The organism is Amygdalobacter indicium, from assembly GCF_029101545.1.
Lineage (GTDB): Bacteria > Bacillota > Clostridia > Saccharofermentanales > Fastidiosipilaceae > Amygdalobacter > Amygdalobacter indicium.
The window spans coordinates 1-11,113 of sequence record NZ_CP118866.1 but is presented as its reverse complement, the minus strand read 5'-3'; the positions used below and the strand labels follow the sequence as shown (position 1 = coordinate 11,113).

The 11,113-nt window shown below is 40.1% G+C and carries 11 protein-coding genes; 9 read left to right on the top strand and 2 right to left on the bottom strand.

Features of this window, described 5'->3' with window-relative positions:
- The first annotated feature begins 16 nt into the window (after positions 1-16).
- The 5 genes from PYS60_RS00055 to PYS60_RS00035 all read left to right on the top strand — a co-directional run bounded on the left by PYS60_RS00055 (position 17) and on the right by PYS60_RS00035 (position 4,923).
- Positions 17-448 carry a YtxH domain-containing protein gene (locus PYS60_RS00055; RefSeq protein ID WP_315569714.1) on the top strand — a complete coding sequence of 144 codons (432 nt, stop codon included), beginning with the start codon at positions 17-19 and terminating at the stop codon, positions 446-448.
- Between the two features lie 2 nt (positions 449-450).
- Positions 451-930: a hypothetical protein gene (locus PYS60_RS00050; protein WP_315569712.1), complete on the top strand. Its 480-nt coding sequence runs from the start codon at positions 451-453 to the stop codon at positions 928-930.
- Between the two features lie 3 nt (positions 931-933).
- The gene (locus PYS60_RS00045) at positions 934-2,388 is read left to right on the top strand and encodes a phosphohexomutase domain-containing protein (protein ID WP_315569710.1); all 1,455 of its coding nucleotides are present in this window, start codon (positions 934-936) and stop codon (positions 2,386-2,388) included.
- Between the two features lie 552 nt (positions 2,389-2,940).
- Positions 2,941-3,945 carry a type II toxin-antitoxin system antitoxin SocA domain-containing protein gene (locus tag PYS60_RS00040; protein ID WP_315569708.1) on the top strand — a complete coding sequence of 335 codons (1,005 nt, stop codon included), beginning with the start codon at positions 2,941-2,943 and terminating at the stop codon, positions 3,943-3,945.
- A gap of 249 nt (positions 3,946-4,194) precedes the next feature.
- On the top strand, positions 4,195-4,923 hold the full coding sequence (locus tag PYS60_RS00035; RefSeq protein ID WP_315569704.1) for a thioredoxin family protein: 729 nt from the start codon (positions 4,195-4,197) through the stop codon (positions 4,921-4,923).
- Between the two features lie 129 nt (positions 4,924-5,052).
- Here PYS60_RS00035 and PYS60_RS00030 read toward each other — a convergent pair whose 3' ends face one another.
- Positions 5,053-6,516 carry a M18 family aminopeptidase gene (locus PYS60_RS00030; protein ID WP_315569702.1) on the bottom strand — a complete coding sequence of 488 codons (1,464 nt, stop codon included), beginning with the start codon at positions 6,514-6,516 and terminating at the stop codon, positions 5,053-5,055.
- Positions 6,517-6,606: 90 nt separating this feature from the next.
- A complete protein-coding gene (locus PYS60_RS00025; protein WP_315569700.1) occupies positions 6,607-7,113 on the bottom strand; it encodes an NUDIX hydrolase in 507 nt (168 codons plus the stop codon).
- Positions 7,114-7,198: 85 nt separating this feature from the next.
- On the opposite strand from PYS60_RS00025, the gene PYS60_RS00020 reads away from it, so the two are divergent.
- The 4 genes from PYS60_RS00020 (at position 7,199) to PYS60_RS00005 (ending at position 10,930) form a co-directional block, all read left to right on the top strand.
- Positions 7,199-7,999 (top strand): exodeoxyribonuclease III, encoded by an 801-nt coding sequence (locus tag PYS60_RS00020; protein WP_315569698.1) that lies wholly within the window; start codon positions 7,199-7,201, stop codon positions 7,997-7,999.
- Positions 8,000-8,301: 302 nt separating this feature from the next.
- A complete protein-coding gene (locus PYS60_RS00015; protein ID WP_315569696.1) occupies positions 8,302-8,862 on the top strand; it encodes a hypothetical protein in 561 nt (186 codons plus the stop codon).
- Between the two features lie 490 nt (positions 8,863-9,352).
- Complete coding sequence (locus PYS60_RS00010) at positions 9,353-10,645, top strand: ATP-binding protein (protein ID WP_315569695.1); 1,293 nt, start codon at positions 9,353-9,355, stop codon at positions 10,643-10,645.
- Between the two features lie 99 nt (positions 10,646-10,744).
- Positions 10,745-10,930, top strand: coding sequence for a transposon-encoded TnpW family protein (locus PYS60_RS00005; protein WP_315569693.1), 186 nt, complete (start codon positions 10,745-10,747; stop codon positions 10,928-10,930).
- Positions 10,931-11,113 lie beyond the last annotated feature (183 nt).

Sequence of the window (11,113 nt, the reverse complement as noted above, 5' to 3'; positions counted from 1 at the left end):
AAAGGAGGTAATGTATATGACATTAATACAAGAAATAATCGGTGCTTTCACGGGACAAAACCGTCGTGATAAGAACAAAGAAGTGGTATTAGGTGTATTGGGCGGATTAACCGTCGGCGTTATCGGCGCCTTACTTTTGGCCCCGAAATCCGGTAAAGAAACTCGTCAGGATATAAAGGACTGTGCCGGCAAAGCTTATGATAAAGCCGGAGATGTAGCACAGTTGGCATATAACAAAGCACAGGATTTGGCCGAATTACTTAAACAACAGGGACAGGAAGCTTTCAACACTTTTACCCGTCAGGGCAGAAGCTTGGAACGCAAGGCCAGAATTACCGCCCGTGAAATCGGCAAAGGTACAGGCAGGACGTTAGATTCCATCAAAGCGTCGTTAGAAGCTGAGGGAGAGACGACAGGTTCCGAGCCGACAGAGAATGATGAGGTATAACAGTGCAGACAGCAGAAGTTAATGTAGTCATCAGTCTTAACGAACTTTTGACAGGCTGTGTCACTTTGCTGAGCATTGCCGCTTTAATTTTGCTGATAGTTTTGCTGCTTCGCCTGTTCCCTTTAATCAGTGCTGCTAAAGAATTTATCAAAACTTTATCGCCGGCGGCAACTAAATTGGCGGAGAAATTGCCCGCTATAACGGATAATGTCGATTTAATAGCCGGCAATTTGGTCGATATAAGTGACGATGTGGCGGAGAACAGTGAAGCTGTATGTAAAAATGCGGCGAAAATCAGTGATAATTTAGCGCAAGTGACGACTGTGACCAATGAAACGGTGACGAAAGTTAAAGATGCCTGCACGGCAGTTAGATTTCGCCTGCAGGAAGTGAGCAGCGAGCGCAGCTCTTTTGCCAAATTGCGGCGCACAGTGACGTGGTTGGCAGTTTTATTAAAAGTTATACGTAAATTTAAGAGGTAGAAAATGTTCAAATTTGGTACAGGCGGTTGGCGTGCTGTTATCGGTGACGGTTTCAACAAAGAAAATATTCAGTTGTTAGCCTATGCGGTTAAGACTTTGCTGACGCGGGAAAATTGTCAAACGCCGTTGGTTATCGGTTACGATCGCCGCTTTTTGTCGAAGGAAGCGGTCAAGTGGTTTGCCGAGGTATTTTTGCATGAGAGTCAATTGAAGTTGTGGTTTATCAATCATTCCGTACCGACTCCCGTGGTGATGTATTATACCAAAGCCAACAATTTTGATTACGGCATGATGGTTACCGCCAGTCATAATTTGGCGATTTATAACGGCTTTAAGCTTTTTACTAAGGGCGGTAAAGATGCGGATTTAGGCGTTACGGGAAAGGTTGAACAGATTGCGGCCGAATTATTGGCCGAAACTGCGCCGCTTTTGCCGCAAATCCCTTATACGCCGTATGAAGAACTGCTCAAAGCCGGGCGGGTGAAAGAGTTTTATCCGATTAACGATTATTTGGACAGTATTGCCGGGCAGATTGATATGGCGGCGATTAAGAAAGCCGGTTTGCGCCTGATTTTCGACCCGATGTACGGTGCCAGCGGAGAGGCCTTGACGGCGTTGCTTTTGCAAGCCCGTTGTCAGCTTGAGGTTATTCACCACGAACACGACACCTTGTTCGGCGGTCATATGCCTTCCCCGAGCGAGGAGCGTCTGGGCGTGATGAAAGCGACGATGCAGGAAGGTTATTATGATGCCGGTATTGCGACGGACGGTGACGGTGACCGCTTGGCTATTTTGGATGATAAGCACCGTTATTTGAGCGCGAATGAGATTTTATCTCTCGTGTATTATTATTTCCTGGAATATAAGGGTATGCAGGGACCGGTGGTGCGCAATTTGGCGACCACGCATTTGTTGGATAAGATCGCGCACGCTTACGGGCAGGAAGCTATTGAAGTTAAAGTCGGTTTCAAGTGGGTTTCACAGGCGATGCAACAATATCAGGCTATTTTGGGCGGTGAATCGTCCGGCGGTTTGGCCTTGCCGACTCATATTAACGGTAAAGACGGCGTTTTCGCGGCTATGCTGATGATTGAGATGGCGGCAGTTTCCGGTAAGTCTATTTCCTGTCTGCTTGATGAAATGACAGCCAAGTTCGGCAAATATTATATGCAGGAAAAGGAGTTCCGTTTCCGCCAGGATCAAGTTGAGGCTGTGAAGCGGCAATTAGCGGATATTACGGAATTGAAGGCTTTACCTGATTATAAGCAGCAAGTGAAGAAAATTCGGACGGACGACGGCTTGAAGATTACCTTTGTTGATGACAGCTTCGTTCTTTTGCGTTTTTCGGGCACGGAACCGGTGTTGCGTGTTTTTGCTGAAAGTCAGGCAGCAAGTGAAACCGAAGCGTTGATCAAAGCTGCTTGCGGGCTGTTGCGCAGTGAAGGCTTGCAGATATAGTCGCTTATCGCCTTGCAGTGTTTTGGCAGCGTTCAAAATTTGAGAATGAAACACATAGACCTTACGGGTTTATGTGTTTTTTTGTGATATAGAGTTGGCATGAAAAACGTGAAAATAGGCGGGCTTAAAATGATAGGATATTGACAAAATGCCGTCATCGGAGTTAGAATATAAAGTATCAATTGCTAATACACGAGGTGAATTTTGATTGACAAACAGTTTATAGACAGCTATTTAACAGAAATTAAAATGTTAATTCGCGATAAAAAGTACCGAATAGAAAGAGGCGCAAAAAGAAAAGACAATGACGACTTATTTTATTATTATGTAATTGACGAACAAAAAGTACGGGATATGAGTATGAACTATTGTATGTGTTCGGAAAAGAAATAGAATTACTTGAAAGATTCGGTAATAAAAAGGTGCGAATACCTTTGTATATCAAAATTAATAAGTTGCTTACAGGTTTTGTGATTGTGATATCTTTTCACAAACAAAATCATCCGATTAAATATTATTTCAAGTAATTTTTATGGAAGGGAGAGTGTCATTATGTTCAAAAAGAAAGATTTTTGCACAAATTGCAGAACAGAAGAGGAATATGTTTTACAAAAGAAGCAAATAAAAAATATGATTAACAATACTGAGTATACATTCAGCATTACGAGTGCAGTTTGTCAAAATTGCGGTGAAGAAATGAATTTACCGGGAATGATAGATCAAAATATTCGTGAGGTAGATGAGCAGTATCGTAAAATTGTAGGAATAGTTACAGTATCTGATATTGAAAATTTAATGGAGCTTTACAACATTGGTAAAGCGCCGCTGTCACTAGTGTTAGGTTTTGGCGAAGTGACAATTACACGATATCTTTCCGGGCAAATACCAAGCAAAAAATATTCGGATATTATACGCAAAGCTTTGATATCTCCGAACTTTATGCACGAAAAATTGGCGGAAAACAAACAAAAAATAACGGATGTTGCATATGCTAAAGCTGAGGAAGCGGTGAAGAGTTTACAAGCTATATCGTCCATTTCTGAAGAAATGCGTAGATCTATTGCTTATTTATTTGTGCGGCTTGAAGAAATAACCCCGTTGGCGTTGCAGAAACTGCTTTATTTTTGTCAGGGTATATCTTGTGTATTAAATGAAAAGCCTTTATTTTCAGAACAATGTCAAGCATGGGTTCATGGCCCGGTATTTCCGGAAGTATACGAGTTGTTTCGCAACTTTAAATATAATCCGATAGAAGACAAACGCTTCATCGCATTTGCTGCTGTTGAATCGGAACTTACTGAGGATGAGCGAAAAATAATTGATTTAGTTGTTGCTACGTTTGGAAAATATGGTGGCAAAATGTTGGAAAAAATTACACATGCAGAAAAGCCGTGGCAGATTGCTAGAGAAGGGTGTGCGGTTGATACACCGTCACAAAATCAAATTACATTAGCAAGTATAAGGGAGTATTACGAAGATAAAAATGCCCAATACAATTTTGCCCGGCCGGAGGGAATAAAAAAATATATTGCCGATACTATAGGCGTTGCGGCTTAAGTAAGCACTTGAGTAAGCAGAAAAAATCCTCTTTATTTTCTCAGAAGTCGGAAAATTCGGCATGCAGCGTTTTGGCAGTGTTCGAAACCCGAGAATGAAACACATAGACCTTTACGGGTTTATGTGTTTTTTTGTTGTCACTTTAGCACTATCAGTTACGTATTAATTGATATTCTACTATTGATTTTTGAATGTGCTTTTTGATATTATTTTAATACATAATATTTGATGAAAGGAGGTTATTGAAGTATGCGAAAGAGGGGACTTTGTTTGTTCTTACTGACTGTATTCTTATTTTTAGGGAGTTCAGCTTGTTTGCAGGCAAAAGATTTGCAATCTTTAACTGAATTGGAAAAATACAGCGGATACGTTTATTTTACCCGTCCTACTTGTTCCAAATGTGTTGATTTTTCTCAAGTCTTGCAGACAACTTCGGCGGCCGAAGCACGGAATTTACGTTATCTGGATACCGATTTTTGGCGGAAAGACCCTAATTTTACCACAATTATGCAAAAGTACGATATTAAGGGCGTTCCGAGTTTGTTGTTACTTGAACAGGGGAAGATTGTCAGTCGTTTTTTAACGGAAAATACGGAAGAAGAAAAGGTGAAAAATGATTTGCATTTTTTCCTGGAAGCGAATCGGAGAATTTTAGGTAATATGCAATTTATTGCTAAAGTCTATTTCTTATTGACGGCATTGTCGATCTTTAATTTGTTACAGTTGTTATTTGGTTTGCCGAGGCCTTTATTTTGGCGTAATTGGAAGCAACAATTGTTTCGGCTGCTTGGCTTGATTGCCGCTTTAATTCTACCGTTTCTTACTATGATTTTATGGCACTATGAATGGTCATGGACAGAAACATTCAATCTCTTTCAACCTGTAAGATGGCCGATGTTAACAGCGCTTATAGTGGTTAATATTGTTGCGATTGTAGCTGCAGTCAGTGTGCGGGTTGAGAAGAGTGAAAGGGAGTAAAGTGGAATATGATTACTCATAAATGTAATCCGTAAAATTGCAATTAAATAAAAATCCTCTTTATTTGCACAAAAACCGGAAAATTCGGCTTGAAATAAAGAGGATTTCAGTTGTTTAATTAATCAAAGCTCAAATCAGCGGTTTGCGATAGAACATCTCACACATAACTTTAGCATAGTAAGAGTCGAGAACACCGGCCAGCTCACGGCAGGAATGCATTGCCAGAATCGGATTGCCGATATCGACATTACTTATAGGCAAATAAGCCGTGGTAATCGGTCCGATTGTCGTGCCGCCGGGCAAGTCCGTACGATTCATGAAGGTCTGCAAAGGTACGCCGGCTGCCTCACACACCAAACGGAAAGAAGCGGCGGAAGCGGCATCGGTAGAATATTTGCCCGGATTAATTTTCAAAACCGGTCCTTCATTCAGACGCGGACGATTCGTAGCGTCGGCATATTCAGCATAGTTAGGATGCACGGCGTGCGCCACGTCGGCGGAAATCATAATCGAATGCTCCAGAACCTCGGGGAATTCAGCTTGCGGCATGCCCAAACTCAGACAAATAGCCTCAATTGTTTGCCTTAGCCAGATAGTATCAGCGCCCTGCTTGGTGTTGGAACCGATTTCTTCATTATCCGCCAAATACAGAACTTTCAAACCGTCAAACTCATTTTCCTTAAAAGTCCGGGCGAATTTGCCGTCAGCACTGTTAGCAGCGATAAAGCCGTAAACGCCGGGGATAGACATGCCCAAATCATCCATACGGGAAGAAGACATCAATTCTTCATTCAGGCCGACGAAACAAGGAGCTTCGCAGACATAGGTGCGCAAATCGTAATCGAGAATATCTTCCATGGGACAATTCAGTTTTTCACTGATCAGCTGTTCGAAGACCTGCAAGTCGGTACCGCCGTTATCGACACAGTCGGATTCCTGCTCGCAAACTGCAGCATAATTGGCAGCCCGAGTATAACTGGCAGCAGCCGTTTTGACTTTCTCGTTCCGGGACAGACCGAGGAGCGGCAGTAAAACTTTTTGCTTCTCAATTTTGACGCCGTCATTAGCGGCCCGGTTGAAGTGAATAGCTAAGCTCGGCAAAACGATTTTCAAAGGTGCCAAGTCGACTAAAACACTTTTGTAAGCTGCTTGATCACAGTGGCTGCGTAAGGTGACTATACCGGCTAAACCTAAGGGCCGGTCGAAATAACTGTTCAGCAGAGGTCCGCCGTAGACGGAACAATTGACAATTAATGTTCCCTCTTTTTCAATTAAACTGTTGGGCTTGATCTGCAAAGCCGGGGAGTCCAAATGCGAACCCCAGATACGAGCGCCTTTTTGGTAGCTGTCTTTGCCGATAGACCAGGCAATCAGGGACGAATCGTTGATGGTGATGAAATTTTTATCGCCGACTTTACTGTTAACCAGATCGCCGGCTTGAACCTTGTGGAAGCCGTTAGCTTGCAACAGTTCTCCGGCTGTAGCGCAGGCTTGCCAGGCGGCAGGACTTTTAGCGACAAAGTCCAACATGTTCCGGCCCATTTGGCGTTCTTCCGAACTTAAAGGCTTTCTATTAATGTCAAAATTGCTCATAAAATATCTCCTTTATGTGCTGCTCATATGTTCAATTAGAGTATATAACTTTTCCGCTCCTTCGGGGCAGCTTTCTTATTTTTTTAGCGGTCAAATATGAACGTCTTTGTCGACACTTAAATCGACAGGGCCGATATTCGGCAGCAGCCGGCGAAATGGCGTTAAGTCCAGCATTGCCCGCATAATCGGCAGTAGTTTCAAGCTCAAAGCTTTATGACCTGTAACCCAAACGAGTTCCGCCGCCTCATTGGCCGGAAATTTCGGGCGATTGTAATCCGAACTGCGGGCCTTAACTGCTTCGCTCAAATTTTCTGCTTCGAGTTCTTCGGCGAAAACATGGAGGGGAATTTGACCGATACTGTAATCGACATGACATTCGTAGATAAGTTGAGGTCGCTTTAGAGTGTAGCTTATTTCTTCCAGAGTTTCCCGTTTCACTGTCTGCAACAGAGATTCGCCGTCTTCTCTCTTCCCACCCGGCAGTTCGTAATAGCCGGCGGCAAATTTTCCTTCTTTGCGTCGACCTAAAAGAAATTCGCCGTACTTGTTGTATAAAAGAATAACGGCGACATCACGTACAGGTTTAATTTCAATCATTTTAATGTGCCCGAACTTTCGTTATAATGTTGACATTATTATACACTGTCGCTTGACAGGCGGCAGGTGAACGGCGGGAGTGAAAATGCTGAAATTTGTATCTTTTAATGTGAATGGGTTACGGGCAATTTGGAAAAAGAATTTCCCGGCGGATTTTGCCGCTTTGCAGGCTGATGTTTTCGCTTTGCAGGAAACGAAGTTGCAAGCCGGGCAGATGAGCGATCAGCCTTTTCCTGATTATCAGGCGTATTGGCATTATTCTACTGTGAAAAAGGGTTATTCAGGTACGGCAGTGTTCAGCAAATTACCGGTGCTTAAGGTACGATACGGGATAGGCGATGAGGCTGTTGATGCGGAAGGCCGGGTTTTGACTTTGGAATTTCCGCAATTTTTCTTTGTTACGGCGTATGTGCCGAACTCTCAAGACGGCCTGAAACGTCTGCCTTTCCGCTTGAATTTCGAGGAGAAGTTCGCCGATTATCTGCAAAGTCTGGATGTTGAGAAACCGGTTATTGTTTGCGGCGATTTGAATGTCGCGCATGAGGAGATAGATTTGGCTAATCCCGACAGCAACCACTTTAATCCGGGATTCTCCGATGAAGAACGGTCCGCTTTCAGTCAACTTCTGGCGCGGGGCTTTGTTGATACTTTCCGTTTGTTGGCGCCACAGGAGAAATGTTACAGCTGGTGGTCTTATCGTACTCGTGCCCGTGAAAGAAATATCGGGTGGAGAATTGATTATTTTCTGGTGTCGGAGCGTTTGGTGCCGGCTGTTAAAGGTGCGAAGATTTTGTCCGATATTATGGGTTCGGATCATTGTCCGATTGAGTTGGATTTGGACGAGACATTTATTGCCGCTTGTAATGAGGAGAAAGAATTGCAGTAGTTGCGTAGAGATTTGAGTTTGAATTGTTCGTCAGCCCGCGTAAGTTTTATGCGGGCTTTTTTACGTTTTTTTGTAGGTGGCAGTGGGGATAGGTGACGGAAAACGGGAAATGAGCGGGCATTGACGCAGAAAAGTTGCTAATGATATAATTTAATAAAGAAAGCTCGGAGGGAAAGAATATGAAGGGAATTAACATCCATAGGTATAAAAACGGCGATATAGTTTTCCCTGTGCGGTTAGTATAGTTTTATTCAGCTAATCGGCTGATTTTTACCATTTCAAGAAAGTAGAAGGATAATATTATGAAAATATTTGATAATTCTCGACGTAAATATCTTATTTTGCCGGCTTTATTGATAGTTGTCTTGGGAATATGCCTTTGTTACTTCCGTTTCGGCAATAAAGACACGAAAAACATACAAATACCGAAAGAATGGGTCCTGTTTGAGGGTGAAAAATTTACTACTGACGTTGTAAATCCTGATGGCGGTTACCAGGATTATGTTGAAATATATAAACTTGATCATCTACGTAGTAATGAGGATGTTTTTGCCAAAATTAAAGCGGCCAAAGATAGCGGGACTACAGATAAGAACTTGGATAAATATCCCTTACTTCACCTGAAACTGGTAGATAAAAACATCAAAATGTACCATCGTTATGACTGTTTTGTAGAATACAAGGACCAGCAGAAACAAGAATATTTGGGAGAATTGCTGCAAGCGGATGATGCACTGACTGATTTTGTTTTATTCAAACAGCAAGATAAGCAAATTATCCGGATGAGTAAAAAATGGGGCAAGTATCAGGCTTTTTATATTGTTGTAGGCGGTAAGATTTATTTAGCAAGACCATTAGCGTAATTCTTAATATTGCGTTTGTACAGGCGGGTGTATTAGTTCAATACATTACAGCTGCAGCTTGATAAATTTCCGTTTAGATATTGGCATTTATTTTATAACTATTACTTAATTGGGTTACAATCTGTAACCCAATTGTCGGATGTTGAAAGAAAGATAAAAAGTATTCCTTTGGGACACAATCAAAGGATTATGTATAAGTGTAAAGATGTCAAAGAGGCTGCTATTAATCTATGATAATTTCACCCTGTAACTAACCAATTAAAATTTCACCCCCCAGGTAACGAACTGTTGCCGGGGAGGATTATAAACAAAGTTAACTTGTTTATATTGAAACAGCGAGTGTGTGAAAATTCGAAGATAGAATAAAAAACATATTATGCCACGCAAATTATTCCTTATGACTGCGATTACTCTTTAACGGTGATAAAATATACACAAATAAAAAGCGTGGCAAAATATATAAATTATTTACAGAGAAGGGGTGCGTGATATGATTATAGAAAGAAAGCAATATTTAGATGAACTAATTAAGAAAAAGGATAACGGAAGAATTAAAATCATCACAGGTATCAGAAGGTGTGGTAAGTCATATTTGTTGTTTGAACTATACAAGAATTATTTATTGAAAAATAGTATAGCTGAAAACCAAATTATTGAAATAGCTCTTGATGACATCGAAAATAGTGGGTATAGAGATCCGTTTAAGCTCAATGAATATATAAAAAATAAGATAACTGATAATAAAAGATATTATATTTTTATTGACGAGATACAATTTTCAAGGTCGGTAAAAAATCCATATATTGATGATGAGGATGAAAAGATTACTTTTGTTGATACATTACTTTCACTTATGAAACGAAAAAATCTTGATATTTATGTTACCGGAAGTAATTCAAAAATGCTTTCTAAAGACATTTTGACACAATTTCGAGATAGGGGAGATGAAATACATTTGTATCCTTTATCATTTGCTGAGATGAGTAGCTGTTATGAGAATAAAGATAAAGCATGGGAAGATTATGTTCTTTGTGGTGGAATGCCATTTGTACTTGAAATGGAAACCTTTGAGGAGAAGAGCAGATATTTGAAAGAACTATTTGAAGAAACCTATATTAAAGATATCATAGATCGAAATCAGATAAAAAATAGTGAGGAAGTATTAGAAGTTTTACTAGATTTTGTTTCATCAGCAGTAGGTTCACTTACAAATCCACTTAAGCTATCTAATAGATATGCTTCGGAAAAGAAGATAAATATATCAAATAATACCATTTCAAAGTATTTAACATATTTTGAAGAAGCCTATGTTCTGTATGCTGCTAAAAGATACGATATTAAAGGCTCAAAATATTTTTCTACACCACTTAAATACTATTTTGCTGATATTGGTCTTAGAAATGCAAGATTGAATTTTAGACAAGTTGAAGAAACGCATATTATGGAAAATATCATTTACAATGACTTGCTAAGAAGAGGATTTAATGTTGATGTGGGTGTTGTAGAATATTTTCCTAACGTGAAGGGAAAAACAACAAGAGTACAATTAGAGGTTGATTTTGTTATTAATAGGGGAAATCTCAGATATTATATTCAATCAGCTTTTGCTATAAACAGTGAGGAGAAGAAAGAACAGGAAAGAAACTCTCTAAAACGGATTGACGATTCTTTTAAGAAAATTATTATTGTTAGAGATAATATAGTGCCAAGATACGATGAGTATGGAATTTACTACGTTGGAATCAGAGACTTTTTGCTAATGGACGATTTTCTTGAAGCATAATTGAATAATTTGGCAATGTCCAAGGTCACAATAAAATGAAACGACTAGAAGATAAAAAATCTAGTCGTTTTTAATGTTTATAAACAGGAGGAAAACTATATGCGAGAAAATAAAAATAAACAGAATACAGGAACAAAAACGATAAAGAAAATCGGTAAAGCAACCTATGAGGTTGTTGTTCACTTTAATGAAAATGCAGCGGAAACAATGCAAGACAAATTAAAACGCATAATTCTTAAAGAAATGGAGAGAGAAAAACATCAAAAAGCGATAAAAAATGATTAAAAAGTCCTTGACAAGTTGTTACAAGGGTGAAATTATCACAGATTAATAGCACAAACTAATACACAGCGTTTGACACTGCAAAGCTGCTAATGATATAATTTAATAAAGAAGCTTGGAGGGAAAGAATATGAAGGGTATTAACATTCATAGGTATAAAAACGGCGATATAGTTTTCCCTGTGCG

What these genes read in the sequence shown, in the direction of transcription:
- PYS60_RS00035 (WP_315569704.1), top strand. Translation starts at nt 4,195, where the DNA reads ATGCGAAAGAGGGGACTTTGTTTGTTCTTACTGACTGTATTCTTATTT.
- PYS60_RS00010 (WP_315569695.1), top strand. Translation starts at nt 9,353, where the DNA reads ATGATTATAGAAAGAAAGCAATATTTAGATGAACTAATTAAGAAAAAG.
- PYS60_RS00030 (WP_315569702.1), bottom strand. Translation starts at nt 6,516, where the DNA reads ATGAGCAATTTTGACATTAATAGAAAGCCTTTAAGTTCGGAAGAACGC.
- PYS60_RS00020 (WP_315569698.1), top strand. Translation starts at nt 7,199, where the DNA reads ATGCTGAAATTTGTATCTTTTAATGTGAATGGGTTACGGGCAATTTGG.
- PYS60_RS00055 (WP_315569714.1), top strand. Translation starts at nt 17, where the DNA reads ATGACATTAATACAAGAAATAATCGGTGCTTTCACGGGACAAAACCGT.
- PYS60_RS00040 (WP_315569708.1), top strand. Translation starts at nt 2,941, where the DNA reads ATGTTCAAAAAGAAAGATTTTTGCACAAATTGCAGAACAGAAGAGGAA.
- PYS60_RS00015 (WP_315569696.1), top strand. Translation starts at nt 8,302, where the DNA reads ATGAAAATATTTGATAATTCTCGACGTAAATATCTTATTTTGCCGGCT.
- PYS60_RS00005 (WP_315569693.1), top strand. Translation starts at nt 10,745, where the DNA reads ATGCGAGAAAATAAAAATAAACAGAATACAGGAACAAAAACGATAAAG.
- PYS60_RS00025 (WP_315569700.1), bottom strand. Translation starts at nt 7,113, where the DNA reads ATGATTGAAATTAAACCTGTACGTGATGTCGCCGTTATTCTTTTATAC.
- PYS60_RS00045 (WP_315569710.1), top strand. Translation starts at nt 934, where the DNA reads ATGTTCAAATTTGGTACAGGCGGTTGGCGTGCTGTTATCGGTGACGGT.